Source organism: Psychroflexus sp. MBR-150 (genome assembly GCF_053628795.1).
This window is the reverse complement of record NZ_JBRJHB010000003.1, coordinates 119,293-145,443: the sequence shown is the minus strand read 5'-3', so window position 1 is coordinate 145,443 and position 26,151 is coordinate 119,293. Positions and strand designations below refer to the sequence as shown.

26 protein-coding genes and 1 tRNA gene are annotated in these 26,151 nt (G+C 33.8%); 10 read left to right on the top strand and 17 right to left on the bottom strand.

The genetic code is table 11. The features are described from left to right. Positions 1-94 precede the first annotated feature (94 nt). The gene (locus ACSSV5_RS02875) at positions 95-823 is read left to right on the top strand and encodes a VIT1/CCC1 transporter family protein (protein ID WP_454244691.1); all 729 of its coding nucleotides are present in this window, start codon (positions 95-97) and stop codon (positions 821-823) included. A 15-nt stretch (positions 824-838) separates the two neighbouring features. Beyond that, positions 839-1,333: a hypothetical protein gene (locus tag ACSSV5_RS02870; RefSeq protein WP_454244690.1), complete on the top strand. Its 495-nt coding sequence runs from the start codon at positions 839-841 to the stop codon at positions 1,331-1,333. Between the two features lie 59 nt (positions 1,334-1,392). On the opposite strand, the gene ruvC is transcribed toward ACSSV5_RS02870, so the two are convergent. Beyond that, positions 1,393-1,944 carry a crossover junction endodeoxyribonuclease RuvC gene (ruvC, locus tag ACSSV5_RS02865; RefSeq protein ID WP_454244689.1) on the bottom strand — a complete coding sequence of 184 codons (552 nt, stop codon included), beginning with the start codon at positions 1,942-1,944 and terminating at the stop codon, positions 1,393-1,395. Positions 1,945-2,030: 86 nt separating this feature from the next. Between ruvC and ACSSV5_RS02860 the strand changes: the two genes are divergently transcribed. Both ACSSV5_RS02860 and ACSSV5_RS02855 read left to right on the top strand, forming a co-directional pair. Continuing rightward, positions 2,031-2,975 carry a hypothetical protein gene (locus ACSSV5_RS02860; RefSeq protein WP_454244688.1) on the top strand — a complete coding sequence of 315 codons (945 nt, stop codon included), beginning with the start codon at positions 2,031-2,033 and terminating at the stop codon, positions 2,973-2,975. Beyond that, positions 2,972-4,096, top strand: coding sequence for a glycosyltransferase (locus ACSSV5_RS02855; protein WP_454244687.1), 1,125 nt, complete (start codon positions 2,972-2,974; stop codon positions 4,094-4,096). Before ACSSV5_RS02860 ends, ACSSV5_RS02855 begins: the two co-directional genes overlap by 4 nt. Here the strand turns inward: ACSSV5_RS02855 and ACSSV5_RS02850 are convergent. The 11 genes from ACSSV5_RS02850 to porW all read right to left on the bottom strand — a co-directional run bounded on the left by ACSSV5_RS02850 (position 4,093) and on the right by porW (position 13,257). Then, complete coding sequence (locus tag ACSSV5_RS02850; protein WP_454244686.1) at positions 4,093-4,533, bottom strand: hypothetical protein; 441 nt, start codon at positions 4,531-4,533, stop codon at positions 4,093-4,095. The genes ACSSV5_RS02855 and ACSSV5_RS02850 overlap by 4 nt on opposite strands. Before the next feature lie 93 nt (positions 4,534-4,626). Continuing rightward, the gene (gene atpG, locus ACSSV5_RS02845) at positions 4,627-5,493 is read right to left on the bottom strand and encodes an ATP synthase F1 subunit gamma (RefSeq protein ID WP_454244685.1); all 867 of its coding nucleotides are present in this window, start codon (positions 5,491-5,493) and stop codon (positions 4,627-4,629) included. A 15-nt stretch (positions 5,494-5,508) separates the two neighbouring features. After that, complete coding sequence (atpA, locus tag ACSSV5_RS02840; protein ID WP_454244684.1) at positions 5,509-7,089, bottom strand: F0F1 ATP synthase subunit alpha; 1,581 nt, start codon at positions 7,087-7,089, stop codon at positions 5,509-5,511. 25 nt (positions 7,090-7,114) lie between these two features. Then, a complete protein-coding gene (gene atpH, locus ACSSV5_RS02835; RefSeq protein ID WP_454244683.1) occupies positions 7,115-7,648 on the bottom strand; it encodes an ATP synthase F1 subunit delta in 534 nt (177 codons plus the stop codon). Positions 7,649-7,661: 13 nt separating this feature from the next. After that, a complete protein-coding gene (locus ACSSV5_RS02830; protein WP_211066886.1) occupies positions 7,662-8,162 on the bottom strand; it encodes a F0F1 ATP synthase subunit B in 501 nt (166 codons plus the stop codon). Positions 8,163-8,234: 72 nt separating this feature from the next. Next, positions 8,235-8,426, bottom strand: a complete 192-nt coding sequence (atpE, locus tag ACSSV5_RS02825) for an ATP synthase F0 subunit C (RefSeq protein WP_454244682.1) — start codon at positions 8,424-8,426, stop codon at positions 8,235-8,237. A 43-nt stretch (positions 8,427-8,469) separates the two neighbouring features. Further along, positions 8,470-9,573, bottom strand: a complete 1,104-nt coding sequence (gene atpB, locus ACSSV5_RS02820) for a F0F1 ATP synthase subunit A (protein WP_454244681.1) — start codon at positions 9,571-9,573, stop codon at positions 8,470-8,472. A 93-nt stretch (positions 9,574-9,666) separates the two neighbouring features. Further along, positions 9,667-10,041: a hypothetical protein gene (locus tag ACSSV5_RS02815; RefSeq protein ID WP_211064660.1), complete on the bottom strand. Its 375-nt coding sequence runs from the start codon at positions 10,039-10,041 to the stop codon at positions 9,667-9,669. Between the two features lie 4 nt (positions 10,042-10,045). Continuing rightward, positions 10,046-10,282: an AtpZ/AtpI family protein gene (locus ACSSV5_RS02810; RefSeq protein ID WP_454244680.1), complete on the bottom strand. Its 237-nt coding sequence runs from the start codon at positions 10,280-10,282 to the stop codon at positions 10,046-10,048. Beyond that, a complete protein-coding gene (locus ACSSV5_RS02805) occupies positions 10,233-10,652 on the bottom strand; it encodes a bactofilin family protein (RefSeq protein WP_454244679.1) in 420 nt (139 codons plus the stop codon). The genes ACSSV5_RS02810 and ACSSV5_RS02805 overlap by 50 nt, the downstream gene beginning before the upstream one ends. Positions 10,653-10,656: 4 nt before the next feature. Next, a complete protein-coding gene (gene porW, locus ACSSV5_RS02800) occupies positions 10,657-13,257 on the bottom strand; it encodes a type IX secretion system periplasmic lipoprotein PorW/SprE (RefSeq protein ID WP_454244678.1) in 2,601 nt (866 codons plus the stop codon). Between the two features lie 171 nt (positions 13,258-13,428). Here porW and ACSSV5_RS02795 point away from each other — a divergent pair, with 171 nt between their 5' ends. Together ACSSV5_RS02795 and ACSSV5_RS02790 are read left to right on the top strand one after the other, a co-directional pair. Continuing rightward, positions 13,429-14,607: a glycoside hydrolase 100 family protein gene (locus ACSSV5_RS02795; protein ID WP_454244677.1), complete on the top strand. Its 1,179-nt coding sequence runs from the start codon at positions 13,429-13,431 to the stop codon at positions 14,605-14,607. Next, the gene (locus ACSSV5_RS02790; RefSeq protein WP_454244676.1) at positions 14,583-15,518 is read left to right on the top strand and encodes a carbohydrate kinase family protein; all 936 of its coding nucleotides are present in this window, start codon (positions 14,583-14,585) and stop codon (positions 15,516-15,518) included. Before ACSSV5_RS02795 ends, ACSSV5_RS02790 begins: the two co-directional genes overlap by 25 nt. 371 nt (positions 15,519-15,889) lie before the next feature. On the opposite strand, the gene ACSSV5_RS02785 is transcribed toward ACSSV5_RS02790, so the two are convergent. The 5 genes from ACSSV5_RS02785 to ACSSV5_RS02765 all read right to left on the bottom strand — a co-directional run bounded on the left by ACSSV5_RS02785 (position 15,890) and on the right by ACSSV5_RS02765 (position 20,800). Beyond that, positions 15,890-16,687 (bottom strand): hypothetical protein, encoded by a 798-nt coding sequence (locus ACSSV5_RS02785; protein WP_454244675.1) that lies wholly within the window; start codon positions 16,685-16,687, stop codon positions 15,890-15,892. A gap of 4 nt (positions 16,688-16,691) precedes the next feature. After that, positions 16,692-19,325, bottom strand: coding sequence for a TonB-dependent receptor (locus ACSSV5_RS02780; protein ID WP_454244674.1), 2,634 nt, complete (start codon positions 19,323-19,325; stop codon positions 16,692-16,694). A gap of 163 nt (positions 19,326-19,488) precedes the next feature. After that, positions 19,489-19,734 (bottom strand): hypothetical protein, encoded by a 246-nt coding sequence (locus ACSSV5_RS02775; protein WP_454244673.1) that lies wholly within the window; start codon positions 19,732-19,734, stop codon positions 19,489-19,491. A gap of 486 nt (positions 19,735-20,220) precedes the next feature. Beyond that, positions 20,221-20,302 (bottom strand) — tRNA-Leu (locus ACSSV5_RS02770). Between the two features lie 60 nt (positions 20,303-20,362). Next, positions 20,363-20,800, bottom strand: coding sequence for a hypothetical protein (locus ACSSV5_RS02765; RefSeq protein ID WP_247653461.1), 438 nt, complete (start codon positions 20,798-20,800; stop codon positions 20,363-20,365). A gap of 102 nt (positions 20,801-20,902) precedes the next feature. On the opposite strand from ACSSV5_RS02765, the gene greA reads away from it, so the two are divergent. The 4 genes from greA (at position 20,903) to ACSSV5_RS02745 (ending at position 26,150) form a co-directional block, all read left to right on the top strand. Then, a complete protein-coding gene (greA, locus tag ACSSV5_RS02760; RefSeq protein WP_454244672.1) occupies positions 20,903-21,379 on the top strand; it encodes a transcription elongation factor GreA in 477 nt (158 codons plus the stop codon). A 278-nt stretch (positions 21,380-21,657) separates the two neighbouring features. After that, a complete protein-coding gene (locus ACSSV5_RS02755; RefSeq protein WP_454244671.1) occupies positions 21,658-22,551 on the top strand; it encodes a S66 peptidase family protein in 894 nt (297 codons plus the stop codon). A 3-nt stretch (positions 22,552-22,554) separates the two neighbouring features. Further along, positions 22,555-22,914 (top strand): YraN family protein, encoded by a 360-nt coding sequence (locus tag ACSSV5_RS02750; RefSeq protein ID WP_211064666.1) that lies wholly within the window; start codon positions 22,555-22,557, stop codon positions 22,912-22,914. Positions 22,915-23,420: 506 nt separating this feature from the next. Next, positions 23,421-26,150, top strand: a complete 2,730-nt coding sequence (locus ACSSV5_RS02745) for a TonB-dependent receptor (RefSeq protein ID WP_454244670.1) — start codon at positions 23,421-23,423, stop codon at positions 26,148-26,150. Position 26,151 lies beyond the last annotated feature (1 nt).

Sequence of the window (26,151 nt, the reverse complement as noted above, 5' to 3'; positions counted from 1 at the left end):
AAATATTATTGATTGTAATTTCTTATCTTTGATTTCTTGATAGAATTTAAGATTCTTTTTGAGTTAGGTATTAAGTTTTTAATATTAAATAATTTTGCAAAAACAAGGTAATAGAGCGGATTCGCTTAACGTTGATAATTATTTAGACAATCATTATATCAACCGTAGTAATTGGTTGAGGGCTGCTGTGCTTGGAGCTAATGATGGTATTATATCTGTTTCAAGTCTTGCTATTGGTGTAGCTGCAGCAAGTGTTGAGCAAGAGCCTATTATTATAGCTACTGTTGCTGGGCTTGTTGCTGGAGCTTTGTCGATGGCGGCTGGTGAATATGTTTCGGTTAGCTCACAAAAAGACACCGAAAAGGCAGACATTGAAAGAGAAGCTGTTGAACTGAATGAAATGCCCAAAGAAGAGCTCAATATGTTGGCTAAGATTTATGAAAATCGCGGATTAAAAAAAGAGACGGCTATGAAAGTCGCTATTGAATTGACTGAAAAAGACGCGTTAGCTGCACATGTAAGAGATGAGTTAGGGATTAACGAAATCTCTGAAGCTAACCCTATTCAAGCGGCACTTGCTTCTGGTGCAGCATTTACATTTGGTGGGGTTTTGCCACTTTTAGTGGTTCTATTTGCTCCTTTAAAAGGTTTAGAATATTGGCTGTATGGTTTTACGATTATATTTTTAGCCATTCTTGGAGCAACTGCTGCTAAAACAGGAGGTTCAAGTGTATCAAAATCTATATTGCGAATTACGATTTGGGGTACAATAGCTATGATTCTTTCTGCCTTAGTAGGCTATATATTTGGAGTTAATGTTTAATTAAAATAAATCATCATGAACGACGCACATTGGCATTTAGTAGTAAATCATTTACCAATTATTTTTCCTGTTGTGGGAATAATTGTATTGATCACAGGTTTGATTTCAAAATCAGAAGCTGTAAAACGAACATCTTATCTCATTTTTATTATAGCTGCACTTTCGAGTATTGTTGCAATGAATACAGGTGAAAGTGCGGAAGATATAGTAGAGAAAATAAGTGGCGTTTCAGAAAATTACATTGAAACTCATGAAGAGAGTGCAGAAACTTTAGCCATTTTATCTTATGTCTTAGGTGGGTTTTCCCTTTTGGGTTTATGGGCAAGTTTTAAGAAAAAATCTGTTAATTCAATTTTGAGTATCATAACGCTGATATTTGCCTTTGTAGTCGTGTATTTTGGTAGTGAAACGGGAACTACTGGTGGTGAAATACAACATACCGAAATACGAAGTGATAGCTCCACATCTTCACCTGAAAACGGGACTTACTTAGAAGAAGATGACGATTAAAAGTAACCGCTAAACTCAGTTTGAGCTATGTTATAAGTTGTTGTCATAATTTACTGAAATCATGAAATTCGCTTTTCGTTATTCTTGACAAATGCAGACCAACCCGAATAGGATTTTGAGCCTTGAATTTTACCTTGATTATAAAAATGACAGACTGCAGCTGCAAGTCCATCGGTGGAGTCTAAATTTTTAGGCAAAGTTTTGATTTTGAGTAAGTTTTGTAGCATTCCAGCAACTTGCTCTTTACTGGCGTTACCATTGCCGGTAATGGCCATTTTTATTTTTTTAGGCGAATATTCGGTGATGGGAATTTGGCGAGATAATCCAGCAGCCATCGCTGTGCCTTGAGCGCGTCCGAGCTTGAGCATAGATTGCACGTTTTTACCAAAAAAAGGTGCTTCTATGGCAATATGATCAGGATGAAAAGTCTCTATCAACTCGATGGTTCGCTCAAAAATAAATCGCAATTTGCTGTAATGGTCGTTGTATTTTTTGAGGTTGAGCTCGTTGAGTTGTAGCAGTTCCATTTTTTTGTCTTGGATTTTAATTACACCAAAACCCATAATGGTTGTTCCAGGGTCAATCCCTAATATGATTTGTTCTTTGGGCAAAATATTTTATTTATATATCCTCAGTAATGCACGAATGTTTATGAGATTATTCGTGTATTCATGGCTATTTTTAGTTTAATTTGCGTATGCCAAAGATACAAGACAAAATGCGACAGAAACTGATTTTGTGCCTAAAATTTTTTGTAACGCTCACAGGTTTGATGTTTGTGATTTGGTCTATTCAATCTTCTGAAACCGAATTTAGCTTGTTGTCTGAACATTGGAAAACCCAGCCACAAAATATTGTTCAGGCTATCTTGATTTTGGTTGTAGGTTCAGTTCTAAATTGGTTTGGCGAAATTAAAAAATGGCAAAAATTAGTCGGACATATTTCATTTATCGAAGCTCTAAAGCAAAGCTTAATCGGTCACAGTCTATCGCTTTTTACACCAAACAAATGGGGCGAATACGGTGGAAAATGCTTGTTTTATGCTAAAGAACAAACTTCAAAAATCATCGCTCTGACTGGGCTTGGACATTTGAGCCAATTGATGATGACTTTGACATTTGGAAGCTTTGGGTTATTGTTGATTTACAACTCATTAGAAAGCTTTGAGATGTTGCAATTAAAATGGTCTTGGATGATTTTAACATCATTTCTTTTAATTGGCATTGCTTTGTGTTTTAAGGTTGTTAGGACAAAACTTTGGTCGATTTGGTTGCAGTTTAAAAATATAAAGTCAAAGAAAATCACAACGACTTTGCTTTGGAGTGGTTTTAGATATATGGTTTTTGCACATCAATTTTTATTTTTGCTGTGGTGTTTTGGTGTTGAAGTGAGTTATGTTTTGGGTTTAAGTTTGATAAGTTCGGTTTATATTTTGTCTTCAATTGTTCCAGTTCTATCCATAGGCGATGCGGTTGTTAAAGGAAGTATAGCTGTGGTTTTGATGTCGTTTGTTGGCGCTTCAGTTTCGGCAGTTTTACTCACGGTATTTTTGATGTGGATAAGCAATGTGTTGATCCCTGCCAGTTTTGGTTATTTTTGGTTGTGGTCTTGGCAACCTAATTTTTTAAAAGCCAAAGCATGATCATCTTCAGTATCATTGTGGTTTTGGTTTATTCGGCTGTTATGCTGTTTTACACTTCTAAATTTAAGTCTTTTTCAACTGAGGATACCAAATTTGTTAAACCACAAACTTACTTTTCAATACTCATTCCTTTTAGAAATGAAGCCGAAAATTTACCTCAGCTTTTAAAAAGCTTAAGTGCGTTAAATTATCCAAAAAATCTTGTTAAAATTTATCTTGTTAACGATCATTCTGAAGATGATTCCAAAGCCATTTGTTTAAAATATATTGAAAAATTAGATTTAAAAAATACTTTGGTTTTAGATAATAAAAACTTAGCGACATCGCCCAAAAAAAGTGCAATACTCACCGCTTTAGAACAGATTAAATCAGGCTATGTGATCACGACGGATGCAGATTGTTTGTTGCCAGAACATTGGCTTTTACATTTTGACCATTGCATACAAAAAACAAAAGCTCAATTAATTGCTGGATCGGTTCGGATTGCAGAAGAAAATACATTTTGGCAAAAGTTTCAAGTTTTGGATTTGATGAGTTTGCAAGTGATTGGTTTAGGTAGTTTTAAAACTAAAAATGCACTGATGTGCAATGCAGCAAACTTAGCTTACAATGTCAAAACACTTAAAGAATTAAATGCTTTTGATCAACATCAACAACACATCAGTGGCGATGATATTTTTACGCTTCAAGCTTTTCAAAATGCAGGGAAAACCATAAAAGCATTGGTTCACCCAAATACTGTGGTATGGACAAAAGCTGAGCAAAATTTTAAAGATTTAACCCAACAACGCATTCGCTGGGCATCGAAAGCTAAACATTATCAAAACAATACTTTGATTGGATTAGGAGTTTTGGTGTTTTTAACCAATTTGATTTTGGTTGTAAGTTTGGGTTTTACTTTGGTCTTTGAAAGTTTTAGAAACTGGTTTTGGTTGTTGTGGGTTTTAAAATTAATCACAGATTTTATGGTTCTAAAAACAGGAAATCAGTTTTTTAAAACAAGCTTATGTGCTCGAGATTATTTATTATTATTGCTGGTTTATCCTTTTGTTAGCGTGTATTTCGCGGTTTTGTCTTTCGGAGGAAAATTCAATTGGAAAGATCGTCATTATAAAATTTAGTTGACTTTTAAAATGATTGGCAATTCAAATTTTACATTTACAGGAATACCACGTTTTTGTGCTGGATAGATTTGAGGTGCTTTTTCAAAAATACGTTGAAAAGTTTTGTTTAAATCCATTTTAGAATTGAGCGAATCTAATTGGATTTTTCCTGTTTTATTAATTTTTAAAAAAAGATGTAGTGTATCATTTCCAAGAAGTTCAACGTCTAAAGCATCTAAATAGGGTTTGAGCCATAGGTGTAGATGTTGTTCAAAACAAGATTGTTGAACTTCACGTGAAGCTGTTTCATCACAGGTTTTAAACAGTGGGAAGCTGTCAACTTCTTTAAAATTGATGGTTTTAAGCTCTTTTTGAGCAATATCCTCAGCATCTACTTTTTTAAAGTTGCTTTGTTTGCATGACCAAAACAAAGTGAGAATTAAAATATACACCAAAAATTTCATGGGCTAAAAATAAGCAATTAAACTTGCTTGACTAAATTCAATTTCCCATATGAAATACAAATTGTGATTTTATCAACTTAAAATTTAATCACTTAAAGCTTCAGCACCAGCAACAATTTCCAAAATTTCACTGGTAATTGCAGCTTGTCGTGCTTTGTTGTAAGTTAATTTTAAACCATCTCTAAGCTCAGTGGCATTTTCTGTTGCTTTGTGCATAGCCGTCATACGTGCACCGTGTTCAGATGCAAAAGAATCTCTTAAGGCTTTATACAATTGAATATTCAAAGCTTTAGGCATCAACTCTCTGATGATTTCTTGTTTTTCAGGTTCAAAGATATAATCGAGTTGTTGTGGCTTTTCTTCTACGGTTTTTTGAGCAACAAGTGGCAAATAATCTTCTGCTTCTACAATTTGTGTTGCCGCATTTTTAAAACAGTTATAAACCAAAATCACTTTATCAAACTTTTTGTCTTCAAAAGCTTCCATAATAGTCTTTGAAATTTGAACCGAATTGTAAAAACTCAAATCATCAAAAATTTCTTGATGGTGTTCAAAAATGTCGTAAGTTTTTTTAAGAATATCATTAACCTTTTTACCAATAGTGAGAACTTCTACGTCTTGATTATTATAGGTTTCTTTTTTAAGTTGATTAACTTTTTTAATGATATTGGTATTAAACGCACCTGCCAACCCTCGATTAGAAGATATGGCAACAATCAAAACTTTATTGAGTTCACGCTCTTCGGTCAAGCTTGTCGATAAATCGTCTTCAATGGTTGCACTGAGATCTTGTAAAAGTTGAGTTAACTTTTCAGCATACGGTCTCATAGATACAATAGCATCTTGAGCACGACTTAATTTTGCAGCAGACACCATTTTCATGGCACTGGTGATCTGCATTGTAGAGCTTACAGAGCTGATTCGACTTCTAAGTTCTTTAAGGTTAGCCATAATGCTATCTTATAATTATGCGTTATATTTTGAGGCTATTTCTGCAGCAGCTTCTTCAAGTGCTTGCGTAGCTTCATCAGTTAACTTACCTGATTTTAAATCCTGCAAAGCATTTTGGTGCTTAGCGTTGAGGTAAGTCAAATAATCTTTTTCAAACTCTTTAACTTTGTCAATTGGAACATTTCTCAATAAGTTTTTAGTTCCAGCATAAACTACAGCAATTTGATCTTCAACTTTATAAGGATCTGATTCTGCTTGTTTTAGCAACTCCACGTTGCGTTGTCCTTTATCAATAGTTCTTTTGGTTGAGGCATCTAAATCTGAACCAAATTTAGCAAATGCTTCAAGTTCACGGTATTGGGCTTGGTCAAGTTTAAGTGTTCCAGCCACTTTTTTCATTGACTTGATTTGAGCCGAACCACCAACACGTGATACCGAAATACCCACATCAATTGCTGGACGAACGCCAGAGTTAAATAAATCAGAAGTTAAGAAAATCTGACCATCCGTAATTGAAATGACATTGGTTGGAATATAAGCTGAAACGTCGCCTGCTTGAGTTTCGATAATTGGTAATGCTGTTAATGAACCACCACCTTTGACTTTGTCTTTTAAGGGTTCTGGCAAGTCGTTCATTTGTTTGGCGATGGTATCGTCATTAATGATTTTTGCAGAACGCTCTAACAATCTTGAATGCAAATAGAAAACATCACCAGGATATGCTTCACGACCTGGCGGACGTCTTAAAAGTAATGAAACTTCACGATAAGCTACGGCTTGTTTAGACAAGTCATCGTAAATAATTAAAGCAGGGCGACCAGTGTCTCTAAAGTATTCGCCAATAGCCGCACCAGCAAGTGGAGCATAAACTTGCATAGCTGCTGGGTCTGAAGCGTTTGCTGCAATAATAGTTGTATAAGCTAAAGCACCGCGTTCTTCAAGTAAATTGGCAATTCCTGCAACAGTAGAAGCTTTTTGTCCTATGGCTACATAAATACAGTAAACAGGCTCACCAGCATCGTAAAATTCTTTTTGATTTAAAATGGTGTCAATACAAACCGATGTTTTACCCGTTTGACGGTCGCCAATAACCAACTCACGCTGTCCACGACCAACAGGCACCATAGCGTCAATAGATTTAATGCCAGTTTGTAAAGGTTCAGAAACAGGTTCTCTATAGATCACACCTGGTGCTTTACGCTCAATTGGCATTTGAAAAGTTTCGCCATCAATTGACCCTTTGCCATCAATAGGTTGACCTAAGGTATCAACAACACGACCAACAATGCCATCACCAACTTGGATAGAAGCAATTTTGTTGGTTCGCTTTACAACTTCACCTTCATTGATATGTGTAGATTTGCCAAAAATAACAACCCCAACATTATCTTCAGCAAGGTTAAGAACCATACCTTTAAGGCCATTTTCAAATTCTACGAGTTCTCCATATTCAGCATTGGTCAAGCCATAAATATTAGCAATACCATCACCGACGTTTAAGACGGTTCCAACTTCGTCGAGAGAAGCTTTGGATTCAAATCCTGAGATTTGCTTTTTGATGATTGCTGAAATTTCAGCTGGATTAATTTCTGCCATAACTATTATGCGTTAAAATGTGATATTATGTTGTAAGTAAATTTCTTTTAAGTCTATTAAGTTTTCCTGATAAACTAGCGTCGTATTGTAAATCTTTAAGGTTTAAAATGAAACCGCCTATTAAATCTTCATCAACAGTAGTGCTAATTTGGGCTTCATCGCCTGTTATGTTTTTAATTTTTTGCTTCAAAGTCTCAATGATTTTGTCGTCTAATTTAATAGCAGAGCTAATATGGGTTTCTCTAATGTTGTGCAATTCATTATAAAGGCTCTTGTAAGATTGACATATCCATTTTAAATGGTCGAAACGATTGTTTTCTGCTAAAGTATCAAACAATTTATGCAGCATTTTATCTACATTTTTGAAAACCGCTTTAGCGATATCGCACTTGTCTTTGTTTTTAACCACAGGACTATTGAATATGCTTCTCAATTCAGAATTTTGGGTTATACTGTTTTGAATGAGTAACATATCCTCTAAGAGTTTGTCCATAGAGTTTCGTTCTTGAGCAAGATTTAAAATGGCTTTGGCATATCGTTTTGCAGCACGTTGTCCCATATAGAATGATTGATTAATTAAGCTTAACTTTTTCTAACTCTCTATCAACGAGTTTGTTTTGAGCTTTTTTATCTTTAAGTTCTTCTTTTAAAACCTTTTCAGCAATTTCAATAGAGTATTGAGCCACTTGTTGTCTCAACTCATCAATAGCGGCTTTCTTTTCATTTTGTATCGCGTTTTGTGCTTTAGCAATGATATCATCAGCTTTTTTTGCGGCTTCTTCGGCGGCTTCACTGATCATTTGGTTTTTCATTTGCTGAGCTTCCTTGAGCATAGCGTCACGCTCTTGACGAGCTTCTTGCTTCATTTTTTCATTATCAGCCTTGAGGCTTTGCATTTCCTTTTTGGCTTCTTCGGCAGAGTCAAGGGCTTTTTGGATGCCTTCTTCTCTTTTGTTTAAAGACTCAAGAATTGGTTTCCAAGCATATTTTTTTAATAGAAGTATTAAGACAACTAAGACAAGAATTTGCCAAAAGAACAGTCCAAACGAAAAATCTTCAACTAATTTCATGATGTATTATTTAATCTTTAAAAAATTTAAAAATTAAGCTTTACAGCCAACCGCCATAAAGCTTAATTGATTTGTTTACACTGCAAATAATGCAGCAAAAGCAACACCTTCCAAAAGTGCAGCAATGATAATCATTGCTGTTTGAATTTTTCCGGTGGCTTCGGGTTGACGGGCTATAGCTTCCATAGCAGCACCACCGATCCTACCAAGACCAATACCTGCTCCAATGATTACTAAACCTGCACCTACCATTACTGGGATTTCCATAATTAAACTATTTAAAATTAAACTTCAATTCAAAAAAAAAAACTTAAACTACTGGCACGTCTTCGCTGTGATTGTCGTGTTCTTCAACAGCCATACCGATATATAATGCACTTAATAATGTAAAAATATAAGCCTGTAAAAAGGCGACTAATAATTCAATGACTGATATCATAATGGTGAAACCAAAAAATACTGGTCCTGCAATCCAGTTTTGCATAATGACTATCAGACCTAATAAACTCATAATAACCACGTGACCTGCAGTCATATTGGCAAATAGACGTATCATCAGAGCAAAAGGCTTTGTAAACATGCCTAAAATTTCAATCGGAATCAATATAATTTTCATAGGAACAGGAACACCAGGCATCCAAAAGATATGTTTCCAATAATTTTTATTACCACTAAACTGAACAATAATGAAAGTTACCAAAGCTAAAGCAAAAGTTACTGCAATATTTCCAGTAACATTAAAACCAAACGGCGTCATACCCAATAGGTTTAATAACCAAATAAAAAAGAATACTGTTAAAAGAAAAGACATGTATTTTTTATACTTCGGACCAATGTTGGGCTTGGCAATATCGTCTCTGACATAAATCACTAAAGGCTCTAAAAACCGACCAATGCCTTTTGGAATTTGATTTTTTTGGTAAGATTTAGCAAGACTTGTAAACATCCAAAGCAATAAAGCCGAAGCTAATATCATACCTATTAAATTCTTAGTAATAGAAAAATCTAATGGCTTTTCGTTTTCTACAAAACCTTTTTCGTCATAAGTGATTGTTCCTTCTGCATCTGTTTTGTAGATTTTGCTGTGATATAATTTGTAATGTTGACCATTAATTTCAACTAATTCTTCGCCATGATGAAATTTTGAAGCAGAAAAAACATGTAATCCATTTTCTTTATCATAAATGATAACTGGTAGAGGAAACCCAAAATGTTTACCAGTTTCGCCATCAGAAAAAAAGGTAAAATAGTGCGAATCGTCTATATGATGTTCAATATAGGCATCTATTTCTTCTTCAGTATCGACCTGACCTCCGTGCTCTTGATCGGACTTTTTATCACCTGTTGCAAAACTTACCCATGAAGTCATCATAAATAAAAGCACAAAAGCTGTAAGACGAGATGTCATTTGCATGTAATATGGTTTTCCTAATTTGGGTGCAAAAGTAATCAAAAAAATAAATTTAAAATGAGATTTTACTCAAATTTTATTTTGAAGAAAATGGGCTTAAAATTTGGCTTTATTTAAGTAACTAACAAGCACTAAAATTTCTATAATCATACACAAAATATAAGGAATAAAAAACAGTAAAAAGTTATCTCGATTAACATCTATAGAATTGAGTTTTGTGTAAACTAAAAAAACAGTGATTTTTATAAATCCTAAACCCATAAAGATAAAACCAATATAGCGTTTTAGTATGTTTTTAAGCCATATTACAAGCAATACAAAAGGCACGGTAAACAACAAATTAAAAACATAAGTAAATTGAAGCCTCAAGTTTTCATCCTCATCGGTCAAATTATTCTGAATGAGATATGCTGGAATAATAAGAAGAATGAGTAAACCAAAAAATCGAAAGAAGATAGATGAATTTTTCAATTGACTATGAGTCTAAATTTTTGACTTGTTTCAGCAACAAATATAAACTTGAAAAAACACCAAACAAAATTAAACCTAAGGTGAACCAAGCCGTTGAAGTTTGAAAATAAGCATCGAGTTTTTTACCAATATAAGCACAAACAAAAATGATCGCACCCATTTGGATGCCAGCACCAGTAAGAGCTATCCACTTATTGGGCTGCTTTGGTTTTTTTGAGTTCTGCTGTTCCTTTTCGCTCATCATCAAGTGATTTTACATTACCTTTCATTTGGCAGGTTGCATTGAAAACAGCTCCGTTTTCTACCACAAGTTGGTCTGTGATGACATCACCTGAGATATGAGATGTGCTTTTAAGAGTTAAGCAAGAATTAACTTTTAAAGTCCCTGTGAATTTACCTTCAACATCTGCATTCTCACATACAACTTCGCCGTTAATTTGACCCGTTTCGCCTATAACGACTTTACCTTTAATATTAAGGTTACCTTCGAGTTCGCCTTCTATTCTAAAACTGCCTTCAGAAGTAATATCACCAGTTAAGGTTGTGCCTTGTGAGATTTTATTTTGCTCTTTAGAAAAGTCTGGTTTTTGGTTTTTTTTGTCTGAAAACATCTTTCTATTTGTTTAAATGGTTCAAATATTGATCAAGGTTTTTATAAATTTGGACTATACTATAATTTTCATCTGAGATGGCAAAGTAATTAAAATCTTTTGAAATTTTTCCTTCTTTGATTAAAATTTCTGCTAAACCTTGTGCTCCTAATAGACTATTTAGACCAGAAATAACTACAAAATTTTGTGAAGAAGTGTAAATTTCTTTGTTGATTCTAAAATCATATTCTAAATCTTCAAAGCTGGTTTTTAATTGTTTCAAAAAATCTTCAAGAACCTGATTATCATTAAAGTAATAAACTAATTTATAAGTTTCTTGGTCGGTATCTGGCTTAAACTTGTTTTGCGTAACTTTGCTTTTCAGTTCCCTGTATCGCTTTTGAGCAAATTTACCTTCATCTGATTGTGGGTAAGTTAAGGCCACATAATTTAAGGCTTCTTTATAAGCTTCTATACCATCAATTTTGGCTATTGCATAAGCTTTTAGCAATTCAAACTTAGGAGCTATGGGTCGGCCAACGAGTTGCTTTGTGTAAATGTTTGCTTGCTGAATTACATAATCATACTGTTGATTTTCGTATGCTTTGTAGAGATTTTTATATATATTTTGGGGATTATTTTCGCTGTCTTTAAATTTTTTAGGATTTAAAAGTAAGGCTGCATATTCGCTTTCAGGATATTCGTTTATTATTTTATTTTTCCATTTGTTTTTGGCGTCAGTATTTTGTTGTGCTTCCGCAATTAGGTAAAGATTGTAAATACTCGGCAAAATTAAGCGTTCTTCTGGATGGCTATCAAGTAAGTTTTCAAATTTATCTTTTGCTAACTGGTATTCTTTGAATTTTTCTTTATAAATCACGCCGAGTTGATAGTAGGCAAAATTACGATCTATCCAAAGGCTATCAATTATATTTTGGTCTGTTGGAATTTGTGAAATATAAGTTTCAGGCTGATATTTTGGATCGTTTTCAAAAGGATCTACATCTTCTTTATTTTCTTCTTCATTATTTTTGGTATTTCTTTTGCCACCATATTTCCAATTATCGTTTAGTTCAATATTGCCCCAAGTTTGTTTAAATTCGAGCAATCCTTTTTGAGCTTGATTGGTATCATAAAAATAAAAACTTGCATTGCCTGAAGAATTTTCTCTGTTGTTTGATGTATTGTTTCTATCAAGACCTAATTTGCTTTGATTTTTAACACTATTTCTTTTAAATGTAGGTGATGAACTGTTAAGAGCTTTTTGAGATGCTGATTGTTGTGCAAAAACACTTTGAGCTTCTTCTTTAAGGTTTTCTACATAATTATTAAAATAAGCAAGCTGTTCTTCTTTATTCATTTCAACCAACTTAATTATGCTATCTTTTTCGTTGGCAATACTTTCGTACTTTATAACATCGTCTAAGCTTTTTCTTTTTTTAGCAATAATTCTATACTCGCGTTTACTTTTATCAATATGGGTTAATGTGCTGTCGTAATAAGCTCCAGCGGTTTTATAATTATTTTGGTCAAAATAAATTTGTGCTAATCTTAAATAATCTCTTGAATATAAGTATTTGTCTTTTGGATTTCTTGCAAGCGATTTGTTGTAATAATCTATAGCTAAATCAATAGAATCTAAATCGTTATGGTATTCAGCATAATCGAAATAAATAAAATCTAAAAACGGTCTATTTTCTCGATTTTCCATCAATTCGTTGTATTGGCTTTTCATGTAAGCATAATCTACAGTATCCTGATTTATATTTTTAAGCTGCTCAAGCTTGGCGTGAATCATATAATCACGAGGCGATTTGCGGTTGAGATCAATCACTTTTTGATAGGTATAGTTGGCACTATCCACTTGATTGAGTTGGTCAAAAAGTTGAGCTTTTATGTATAGAAAACGTCCTTTTTTATGATTATCTTTTGTATAATAAATTGCTTTATTTAAAGGTTCAATGGCTTGATTATAATTATTGTTCAAAATATGAGCTTCGGCCAAAATGCTATTGAGGTGAGTTTGTTCTTCCTCGGTTAAATCAGAATATTCAGATTGAATTTTGAGGAGGTTTTGCAAAGCCAATTCGTAATAGTTAAGCCGCATATTGACTTTTTCTGTCCAAATTTTAGCATCTACAATACCACTACTTTCAGGATAATGGTTCAGGACATAACGAAAAGCATCTTTGGCTTGAATATAACGATGACTGTAGTAGCGAGCTTTGCCGAGAAGAATAAAAGCTTCATCAATTTGATAGTTATATTCTTCTCCAGCAATATACATGGAGTGTTTTTGAATAGCTTTAGCTGCTTTTTCTTCAGCTCTTTTAAAATCAGGATTTTTAGCTTCGTTTTGTTGAGTTTTGGTTTCAAAAATATCGAGAGTTGGTGGCTTTTCTTGCATGCGTTCTACAGGCAAAATGTCCCAATAATTTTCAGGATATTCGGTTTCAACAGTTTGAATACCATCTTCAACTGCTAAATTGCCGTGATAAATGGTATTGTAATAGGTGTTCATCGCATGCCAATTGCGGTTGACAAACTTGTTCTTTTGTGTTGAACATGCAGAAACGAGCAATGCGAGAATTACTAAAGATAAAAAATTATTGATGTTAAATTTCAAATTCAAAAAAATTGACGTCAGTTGGATAACAAGTTATTATGTAAATTATTATAAAATCACTTGACAAAAATAGGGTTCTTTTTGGAAACAGAAGACAATTTAATTATTTGAAAAGAAATTTGCTATCAGGTATAAGTTGATTTTTGTAATTTTAATTTTTTAATCCACTTTATGAAACATGCTTATCAACAAGCCAAATCCCTTCTTCAAAAGGCTCAATCTTCAAACGGTTTTTTGGCTGCCGCTAATGATATAGCCAATTATAAACGCATTTGGGCTAGAGATGGTGTCATTTGTGGTTTAGCTGCTTTACTAGATGGCGATAAAGACTTGGTCAAAACAATGAAAGATACTTTAGAAACTCTAGCCAAACATCAGCATCAATTCGGGAATATTCCTTCTAATGTCAATGTAGAAACGGGAGAAGTTAGTTTTGGCGGTTTGGCGGGTCGTGTAGATACTTTAGCTTGGTTTGTTATTGGAGTTTGTCAGTATTCAGCTTTCACTGATGAGCGTTCTTTTTTTGACAAGATGAAACCTGGTATGCAAAAATGTTTTAAACTTATGCAAGCTTGGGAATTTAATCACAGCGATTTGATGTATGTGCCTAGAAGTGGCAATTGGGCTGATGAATATCCCACCGAAGGTTTTATTTTGTATGACCAACTCCTTAGAGTTTGGGCTATGAGATGTTATTTGCATTTTGAAAAAGATGATAATTTAGCACAAAAACATAAAGCTATTCTTGCTAAAATTCAATTAAACTACAAAAAGCAAGATGAAACGACAAATGTTTATCATCCTAAAGCTTATAAACAGCTCAAAAAACTAGATTATTGGGCAGCTAGCCTTGAGCCTGCGGGCTATCAAACCCAATTTGACGCTTTTGCTAATAGTTTGGCATTAATGCTCAATATTGGCAATGATGAATCTGATAAAAAACTACTAAACTATTGTCTAAATCTACAAAATCAGCTTAAACTAAATTTGCTTCCTGCTTTTTGGCCCGTCATTACAGAAAAAGATAAAAATTGGAATTTGTTGACTAATAATTGTAAATACGAATTTAGAAACTATCCTTATCAATTTCATAACGGAGGCACATGGCCTGTAATCAATGGATTTTATGGAATTGGATTATGTCTTCAAGGTAAACAAAAAGAAGCTAAAGATGTTTTGGAACAAATAAATTTGCTCAACGCTAAGTTCGATTGGGGGTTTTATGAAAATTTTGATTCTAAAACACAAGAGCCGAACGGTGTGAAATTTTGCACTTGGAGTGCAGCATCAACAATGATGCTTACTGAATTTTTAAATGGAAAACAATGGATTGGACTCAAAAACCTATAGACGTCATTTCCACTGGCGAAATTCTCATCGATATGATTGGGCAACAAATGGATTGCCCGTTATCTGAAACTATTGAATTTCAGCGTTTTGTAGGTGGTTCGCCTGCAAATGTAGCTTTTAATTTAAACACGTTAAAATCAAATGTTCATTTTATAGGCAGTATTGGTCAAGATGGTTTGGGTAAATATATTTTAAGTGAATTTAAATCTCATAACTTAGCGATTAAAGGATTAAATCAAAGTTCAAAATTACCCACTACTCTAATCTTAGTTTCAAAAACCAGCCAAACTCCAGATTTCATTCCTTACCGAGGAGCTGATACTCAGATAAATTCAAACATGTTTTCAAAAGAAATTCTCCAACAAACCAAAGTGTTTCATACCACTTGTTTTGCTTTATCTAAAAACCCCGCACAAAATTCAATTTTAAAAGCAGCTAAAACAGCTAAAACATTAGGTGCTGAATTGAGTATAGATTTGAATTATGCGTCACAAATTTGGTCAGACAAAACAGAAGCTGAAGCTATTATAGGAGAATACCTTCACCTGAATCCTTTATTGAAAATAAGCGAAGATGATGTGAGTCGTCTTCTTGACACGTCTTTGAGTCACCAAGAAATTTTTAATTACTTTCAAAATAAACACGGTGTAAAACGCATTTACTTAACCCTAGGAAGTCAAGGTGTTAAATATTTAGATATACATGGCAAAATCAATCATCTTCCAGCACAACCTATCAAAGAGATCAAAGACGTTACTGGAGCTGGCGATGCTTTTTGGTCTGGGTTTTTATATGGGTTTACAAAAAAATTTGACCAAGAGCAATGCTTGAAAATGGCGTTGAAATTGTCTGCTATTAAGCTTCAGCACGTTGGTGGGCTTCCTGAAAACTTGAATTTGTTTTTAGAGTAATAAAGATTTAATACCAACGCATAATTCAAATCTATACACAATCAATGTTTTGAATGTAAATCTTAATTCATTTATTAAGCTTTGTCTTTAGATATTGATGGAATTATAAAAACTCAGATGCAATTAACTTCGTGACTTTTAGGTATGTATCTTACAATCTTTTTTGGCTTAAAGAATTAATCGATTTTTCTGTAAAATTCGATTATATTGTCAAATGTTATTTCATCAAAAATTTGATTTAGAAGTTCTAGTTTATCAAAAAATGCTAATGAAAAAATTGATTCTGAGTCTGCTATTACAAGTCCATTTTTATATCGAAATCAGGTTAAACTAAGCTTTGCTTGTAAACTTCTTCAAATATTTTAACATTTTTATTTCTTAATTTCAGCCACTATCACTTCGTTGGTGGCTTTGATAATACCATACAAAAATCTCTTTCCTTTCACTGTAGTGTCTATAGCAATTCCTTGTCCAAAAGCAGGCATTTTTAGTGTTTTGATATATTTGAGTTCATAGCCTATTTCTGGTAATTCCATCACGTAGAGTTCATGGTTATTGTGACCGGTCATATATAGTTGATCATCCACCCATGTAGCTCCTGAATTACTGGAAGGTTTGAACAATTCAATTATATTTTTTGGAAACATCCACCCCTCTAATCTTCTCCATTTATTATCAAATTTTATTACTTGTGTCCAGCTACTGTCTCTACCTTCGCTAGAATTTTTACCAGAATAATGAGCAAAACCTACATACCAAAATCCGTCTTTTCTATCAATCCAAGTTGCAGAGCCTATGTTGATTCCAAAACTATAGCTACCAATATGTTTTAGTTTATTAGGGTCAAAAATCTCTATAGAACTAGCCATAGGCGATTCTGGATAGTTGGAATTAGCACAATACAAAGTATCGTTGATAATGATACCGCTGTTAAGGTGTTTAACGCCTAATGATTTTCCATTCCACTCGCCTACTTTATTCCCATTTTCCTTTATATGCTTGGTTATACTACTATTGTTAATAACATAAAAATAATGTTGGTCCACAGCTACACCTTGACGAGCATTTTTAAGTTGAAAATGTGCAACTTTTTCAAGGTTTTGAGCATTTGAGATTAAGACCATGGCAAAAAACGCCATGGTAATCTTGAAAAAAAAAATATAATTCATATTGTTAAAATTTGTAATCTACACCAAGGGTAAACCAATATCCATATTTTTCTCTTTCATGCACCCTTGAAGTGCTTTTGCTAGGTTTCCCGTTTACTTCTGAATTGGTCTGATTAGTAATGTTATTAATTTTTAACTTAGCATTCAGATTTTTCGTAAGCTGATACCCTATTGAGGCGTCTAAATGGAAAGTACTATCCAACCAAATTACATCGTCACCCTCAAATTTATCAAACATAAAATGACGGTAAGCTCCTGCTAATACCAAGTTTAGCCCGTTTTTGGGATTATCATAAACAAATGAAAAGTTACCTGTATGCTTTGGGCTATGAACCAACGGCAAATCATCGCGCTCATCATCAAAGTCTGCTTGGCTGTCAACGAATGTATAGTTTCCGTTTATAGAAACATCTTTAAGAAAGGATACGCCTAATGGTGCAAGGCTTTGGTTAAAAGCAAATTCTGCACCAAATAATTTGGCCGAACCACCGTTTTCTGGTCTAAAAACTACATATGGTGTTCCATCGATGGTTTCATTAAAGCTGCCAGTGATAATGGGGTTTTCTAAAAATTTAGCAAAAAATCCTACACTGAAAAAACCAAGGTTGTTAGAATACCGTTCAAACATAACATCAAAATTTTGAGTTGTAATAGCTTCCAAATCAGGGTTCCCTCGGTTGATTTCTTGTTGACCATCGTCAATAATATCTACAGGAACCAACAAAGAATATTCTGGTCTACTAAGTCCAGAAGAATAGGCAACTCTCAACTGAGATTTGTCATCAAATTTATAAACCCCATGAACAGAAGGCAACCAAGTATTATAACTCCCACTTCCACTATTTTGTGTGGCAGTTTGAATATAATCTACATTTGTATTTTCGAGACGAAAACCTGCAATAGTAGAAAATTTATCTGACCATTGAGTTGTATTCATTAAGTAAGTAGCAATAACCGTTTCTTCAGCATCGTAAGAGGCTTCATCATTGATAAAATCTACATCAGCTGTGCTTCCATCTAGATTTAAATCTATGGCAGTTTGATCATTTAAGTGTACATCTTCGAATGCAAATTGGCCACTAGGTAGCAATAAAACTTCAGGAGGAGTTAGGTCAGTCTCACTAATGTTTAGTGATGCTTCTCTAAAAGTTCTATCTAAATACCTTATTTTAGTCCCTACCTTAAAGGATGATTTGTTTTCGATAAAAGGTATTTTTAGATTAAAAGAACCTGTATAAGCTTTTTCTTCAGTATTTCTAGGGGTAAAACGGACTGAGCTAAATTCCATATCTGGCAAATCAAAACCAATATTTGGTCTAATATTTTCTTGTTCTTCACGAGTTAAATCTGACCAAAAAAGGCTATTAGGTCTTCTGAACCTCCATTCTGTTCGATTGGGTAAATTTTCTTTGGCTACACCATAAGAGCCAGCATAATCAAGTTCAAAACCAGAAAATTTATGTCGCCCTACCAATTGGAAGAAAATGGTCTCTTGGTCTTCTAGCCGGTTTCGGGTGCGACGTTCTTCACGATTGTTAGATTGTGTAAAAATGGCTAATCGGCGAATTTCATTGTCTAGATAGCGGTTGTAATTTGCACTCAACTCCAAAGAATTATTAGGGTTGATTACATAATCAAAATTAGCAACAAACCCATAACGTTCCCGATTAATATCGTAATCTGTAGCTCTTCTTCTACTTAATGTATTGGCTTCTTTATCAAGATATCTCCAAGAATCGAAAAGCGAACCACGATCAGTATTGTAATAACTTCCAGCTACTAAAACCCCCAATTTTTTGTCAAAAAATCGTTGTGATACAAATCCTGAAAAGGAGCCAATATCCCTCCCAAACTTTCTAATCACAGATTCCTGATCATTATAACCATAACCAGCATAAAACTGTCCTTGCAAACTATCTCCAGCTTTTCTCAATTGAAAATCAACCATACCACCAAGTGCATCAGCATCCATATCAGGTCTAAGGGCTTTAGTAACGGTAATGGTTTCAATTAAATAAGATTGTATCATATCGAGTCCAACTGCTCTACCTGCGTCTGGCTCGGCACTAGGCAATCTTTGTCCGTTGATAGTTACTGCATTATATTGCTCTGAGGTGCCTCTTATTTGCACAAATTCACCTTCACCTTGGTCGCGGGTAATGGAAATTCCAGGTATACGCTGTACTGTTTCAGCAGCACTTACATCTGGATACTGCAAAAAGAGTTCACTTGAAACTACATTAGAAATATTTGGAAGGTTTTTTTGTGTGTTAAGAGCTTTTGCTTGCCCACGCGTAAGGCGTCCGTACACGACCACTCCTTCAAGGGTTGAAACATCTTCCTGTAGCACAACATTAATGGTTGTTTTTTGATCTTCTTGTTGTATAACAACCTCTTCGGTATAGGTTTGATATCCAATATAAATTACTTTAAGGGTGTAATTACCTGCTTGTAATGAAATATCAAAAGCACCATTTTGGTCGGTAATAACACCTTGATTCCCCGTAAAAACTACAGTAGCATAGGGCAGAGGATTTCCTTCTCCATCTTTTACTGTTCCGCTTACTTGTTTAAGATTTTGAGCTTGTAAAATCGTAGAGATGGATAAGAATAACGATAAGATAAAATATTTTTTCATTGTTAGTAAATTTTGAGATGCTAAACTAATCCAATCAAACAATAGCAATATTAAACCATTGTTATGAATTGATTACCACAGTAAAAAAAGATAGTAAAGAAAATATTAAGCTCTTTGGTTTTGCATAAGTATAGCACCTAACTTTTATTTGTCATTTGTCAAGTTATGTGTCAGTGTAAAAAGCCAACCTGCAAATGACACCTTTGTTTTTTCCCGAAACACGAACTAACCTCAAAAAACCAAAAACACTTGCTAATATAAGCAGAGACAAACTTGATAAACTAAATACACTAGTTGGGTTTGCTTTAAGTTCTGTTTTTACAATACCTGATAGACTGTCAAAACTCTTTCGCATGTCGGTTGGTTCTAAGTATAACTCAAATTTGAGTGTGTCATGTAATGTTAACATAGTTGATGTTTCTTAAGACATCAAATCTATGCTCAAATTATTATGTATCAAATATGTAGTTAGTCGGTGGGATACGAAGTATTTTCATCATCATGACATCAAATATGCTGCATAAAAAATTACGGTATATAGCCGTCGGGTTAATAGTCGGTGAGATACATCTTTATTACCAATACTAAAGAAATGTTCTAAATCGCTTTCATTGAATTGATTTTTTAAATTCTACTTGAGCAAAAGTTTATTAAAAGTTTATTTTAGAAAGATCAAAAAATCATATTGTCTTATTAAAACAAAATGGTTTAATATCCTACAAAATCGGGATGACTTCACTAAACTCGGATCTCGCTCGGGATAAACATTTTGGCAAATGTTCAATACAGTACTTCACGTCTCTCAGAGTTATGAACAGATTTTCTTTTATAAAAAAAGCCTCTCAATAAAAAGAGAAGCTTTGTGATTTGCCCCACACTAAGCGGAGATAAAGTGTACGGGCGGAGAGACTCGAACTCTCACACCTCTCGGCACTAGATCCTAAGTCTAGCGTGTCTACCAATTCCACCACGCCCGCAAAATTTTTTGCAAATATAAATAATGTCTGTGATTAAAAAATCAAATTGAAACCAAATTTTTAGTTAAAAACTCGAATACTATCACCATTAGCATTAAGCTGATAATTCATCAAAGCAAAAGACAGACCATCGTCAAGGGGTTGACCTGTAATCAAACTATATGAATTTGGATTTTGACAAGTCGATACTGCAGATAAACCATCAATTTGAAGTCTAGTGCAGTTGCTAGGAATTTCATTGGGGTCAGAAGCATCCCAAGCTAAAAATCCGCTCCCGGTGTTAACTACAATAATACCATCATTTCCAATGCCTTGTCCACCAACATATACGGCATTGCCAGTAAAGTTAAGCGGACTAAATTGAGGTAAAGTTAAATTTAAAATAATATCAAACTGAACATTCAATAAGTTCGGATTATTTTGTCTAGCATTATCATCACTACAAGCCTGTAGTCCAACACAAGTGATAAAAATTGACAACATAAGTTTAAGATTCATAAAATTTAAGGTTTATTTTTTTAATATTCGCAAATTTACTACTTTTGTAAGTTCAATCCCGTTGTATTCGGGATTTTTGTTTTTCATATAAATATAACGCATATGAGTAAGATTTCGTATTATACTGAAGAAGGATTGAAAAAACTAAAGAAAGAGTTAGACCAACTCAGAGATGTTGAGCGACCAAAAGCTTCGCAAGCCATAGCTGATGCTAGGGATAAAGGCGACTTGAGTGAGAATGCAGAATATGATGCCGCTAAAGAAGCTCAAGGCATGCTTGAAATGCAAATCGCCAAATTAGAAGAAATCGTAGCCAACGCCCGTGTGATTGACGAATCTCAGCTTGACACCTCTAAAGTTTTGATTCATAGTAATGTAAAAATAAAAAACAAAGCCAATAACCAAACTTTGACCTACAAACTCGTAGCACAGAGTGAAGCTGATTTAAAATCTGGTAAAATATCTGTGGACTCCCCTATTGGTAAAGGTTTACTCGGTAAAAAAGCTGGTGAAATTGCTAAAGTTACCGTCCCAAACGGAAAATTAGAATTTGAGATTTTAGAAGTTAGTAGAGATTAATTGCTTAACCCAGTTTGTGCTGAACGCTTTTTTTTATCTAAATCTTAAACCTGAGTAAAAAGAGAATTGGTTTCAAAATTTCTCTTTTTTAAAGCTTTTTCAAATGCTTCACGATGCGTTTTGATGTCTTTTACTTCTAACATGCCAAAAATTTATGGTGTAAATTAATTGGCAAATTTAGTAAAAGCATAGATTAATGATTAATTTTACTTTAATGTTTTACAGAGTTTATTTTTAAAACATCTTAACTCAAAAAATATCAATTTTCAAGTAGAATTATGCAGAGACCAAATTTATTAAAATCGCTGGACAAAGTCGCCATAATTTGTACTGCAAGAGCCGTTGATAAAAAAGATTTAAAACATGCTCTAAATATTCTTAAATCTTGGCAACTTCAACCTGTTTTGGGGCAAACAATTGGCTTAAAACATCATCAGTTTGGTGGAACCGATGATGAAAGAGCGGCTGACTTACAACAACAAATTAACAACCCTGAAATAAAAGCCATTTGGTGTGCTAAAGGCGGTTATGGTACAGCCAGAATTATTGACCAAATAGATTTTACGCCATTGCTTAAAAATCCCAAATGGATCATTGGCTATTCTGATGTTACGGCTTTGCATTTACATCTTCAAAATATAGGCCTCTGCAGTCTTCACGCTCAGATGCCAGTAGATATTGAAAATAAGTCTAAAAAAACTCATAAAAGTTTAAAGCAAAGCTTGTTTAAAAATCCTTTTAATATTTACTATAAATCAAAATTCAAATCTCAATCTGGTCAAGCCCAAGGTCAACTTATTGGTGGAAACTTATCGGTATTATACTCGGTTTTAGGCTCTGAATCTGTACCGAGTTTTAAAGATAAAATTTTATTTCTTGAAGATTTAGATGAATATCTCTATCACATAGATCGAATGATGTTGAGCTTGAGCAGGCAAGGTTTACTCAAGCAACTAAAAGGCCTTATCATAGGCGGAATGACTGATATGAATGACAACTCTACGCCTTTCGGAAAAACAGCTTATGAAATAATAGAGCATTACACAAAAGATTTGAAAATCCCAATAGCTTACAATTGCCCAGCCGGACATCAGTTTGAGAATATTGCATTAACTTTAGGGGCTAAAATAAATCTTAATGTAAAAAACAATAAAATCTCTATAGAATATTAACACATGGCAGAGCACAATCAACTTGGTAAAGCTGGCGAAAGTTTGGCTTTAAAACTTCTTAAAGATAAAGGCTATGAGATTTTAGCTAAAAACTACCGATTTCAAAAAGCCGAAGTTGACATTATTGCTCTAAAAAACGAAACTTTGGTAGCCGTAGAAGTCAAAACCAGAAGCACGCCAGAATTTGGCAATCCACAAGAGTTTGTAAAACCTGCTCAAATGAAACGCCTTGTTGAGGCTGTTGACCATTTTGTTAATGAAAGACATTTAGACTACGAAGTGAGGTTTGATATAATCGGAATTATTAAAAATAAACTCGGCACCAGAATTGAACACCTTGAAGATGCGTTTTTGCATTTTTAAATTGTGTTATTGTTTCCCCATAAGATGCAGCATAGCAAATCTCAACATTAAAATTGCATAATAATTTTCCTATATTAACCTGAGTTCGATTTATTGAAAGCTGTAAATCAGATGATTATATCTTTTTGTAAGCAAATTTTGCCATTTCGAACGAAGAATGAGGAGAAATCTTATCCTACTGAGATGTCTCGTCGCTCATGCTTCGCTCTATCGAGATGACAAATGATTAAATATCTGTATTTTATATGAATATATTTTATTGGAATTTATATCGAACTCACGTTATATTAACTGAATGTAAAATCTATTTACATTCCTAACTTTAGTTTAAAACCTTAGATAAACTTAATCAAATACATAGGAATTCAAACTTTGAGCAATAACAATTGTTTAACCAATTTACTCTATTTTCATAAGCCTATCCTAACATTTTATTAAAAATGAGATAATTTTTTTCAGATATGTTTAGACTTCTTTTGTAATGAATTTAAAAAAACTTTCAAATCATGAAAAAATTATTACTCGGATTATTTTTACTCTGCGGAGTTGGTGCAATTGCACAAGGAACAATTACTGGAAAAGTAATAGACAATGGTTACAATCAACCGCTTGCAGGAGCAGATGTGTTGATTAAAGGAACTGAAATTGGCTCTATGACCGATTTTGATGGTAATTTTACTCTTACAACCGATTTAAATCAAGGTGTTATACTTATATCTTACGTTGGTTACGAAAGTAAAGAAATTGAATTTAATTTTTCTGATACACAAATAATTAATCTTGGTGAGATAAGGCTTAATCCAGGAAATCAATTAGACGAAATAGTATTAGTAGGAAGAGATGTCCTTGATGTGGCACTTGAACGCGAAACCCCAGTAGCTGTTTCTACGGTAAGATCAAGCTACATACAAGAAAAAATAGGAAATCAAGAATTTCCAGAAATTCTAGAACAAACCCCTTCTGTTTATGTTACTAAACAAGGCGGTGGTTTTGGAGATTCACGTATGACGGTTAGAGGATTTAATCAAGTTAATACTTCTGTAATTATCAACGGACAACCTGTAAATGATATGGAAAATGGTATTGTTTATTGGTCAAACTGGTTAGGCTTAGCAGATGTTGCTGCTGGTGTTCAAGTTCAACGTGGTTTAGGAGCAACTAACTTAGCTATACCTTCTGTAGGTGGTACTGTAAACATTGTGACCAAATCAACTGAAAAGCAAGCTGGTGGAAGAATTCAAACTTTAGTTGGTAATGATAGCTATTTAAAAACACTTGCGTCTTATAATACTGGTTTGGGTAAAAATGGCTGGGCAGCAAGCTTACTAATCAGTCGCTGGGAAGGTGATGGTTATATTGATGGCACCAAAGGAGAAGGCTATACCTATTTTGGTTCTGTTGGCTACGCACCAGTAGATAGCGATCATGCTATAAACATAACCTTTACTGGTGCTGGACAATGGCATCACCAAAGAACTTCTAGGATAAGCCTTAGAGATTACTTTAATTTTGGAGGCGATGACTTTAGAAAATTTAATATAGATTGGGGATATTTGAACGGCGAAGAATACTCATTCAGACGCAATTTTTACAATAAACCAATCGCTACTTTAAACTGGGATTGGGATATCAATGACAAACTATCTTTAGCCACAGCACTTTACGGCTCTTGGGGTCGTGGTGGTGGAACTGGTCCAAGAGGTAGAAATTTTGGTATTAATCCTTTTGGACAAGATTTAACCGCATTTATGCAGGATGGAAATACAGATTTTAGAACAAATGAAGGTATTATCGATTTTGATGCTGTTGTGGCTAATAACAAAGCTGGCACGCCTTATCAAGTACAAGGTTCGCCTTATGAAGGATTAATTTTAGGTTCAAATGGCTATAATGATAATGGCGTGAATAGCAATGTAGCTATTAGAAGATCTTCAATGAACTCTCATAACTGGTACGGTGCTATTTCTAAATTGAAATATGAAACTGGTAATTGGACTATTGGAGCTGGAGTAGATTTAAGATATTACGAAGGGTTTCACTATAGAGTGGTTAACGATTTGTTAGGTTTGGACGGATATTTTAGCACAGGCAATCAAAATCTTAGCGAGGGTTTAATTATCACCGAAACTATTGATGCAAAACCATTTAAAGACACTGGTCTTAAATATGATAAAATTGATTATTACAACGTTGGTATAGTCAAATGGTCAGGTTTCAACGGAAAATTTGAATATAAAAAAGACAACAAATATTCGGCTATTATTCAATATGGTATTTCAAACCAAAACTATCAAAGAGAAGACTACTTTGATGAACCAAATAATATCGTTAGCGATGACGAAAATAAATTAGGTGGTTACGTCAAAGGTGGTGCAAATTACAATATTGATGATGTGCATAATGTTTTCTTTAATGCTGGTTATATATCACGTCAACCATTTTTTGATGCTATTTTTCCAAACTTTGCAAATGAAGTAAATCAAGATGCTGAAAATGAAACTATCACGTCATTTGAAGTTGGTTATGGTTATACTACATCTGAATTAAAAATCAATTTAAACCTATACAACACTTTGTGGAGTGATAGATTTTTCACCACGAGTTTTGATTTCTTAAATGGTCAGTCTGGTACAGCTCAATTTTCAAATGTTGAACAATTGCACCAAGGTGTTGAATTAGAAGTTTTTTATAAACCCATCACAGATTTAATGGTGTCAGGTATGCTTTCAGTTGGTGATTGGAGATATAAAGATAATGTAGAATCAAGAGTATTTGATGAAAATAATAATTTTGTTCCTGAAGCCTCATCTACTTTGTATCTCGAGGATGTTAAAGTTGGTAATGCCGCTCAGACCACTGCTGCTCTAATGGTAGATTATGAAATAACCAATGCTTTAGGTGTTGATGCTGGTTTGAGATATTTTGATAATTTATATGCAGATTTTTCACCAAATGACCAAGAATTTTTAAATCCAGATAACAAAGGTGCAGTTGAGCTTCCAAACTATACCGTAGTTGACGCTGGAATAGATTATCGCTTTTCATTTGACAAATCAGATTTATTTCTCAGATTAAACGTTAACAATATTTTTGATGAAGAATATATCTCTGAATCATTAACAAACATCCATACTGATAGTAATACTGAAAACACTTATCAAGGAGTAGATTATAGAAACTCTGTTAATTGGGGTTTTGGTACAACTTGGAATTTCTCTGTTAGCTATAATTTTTAAA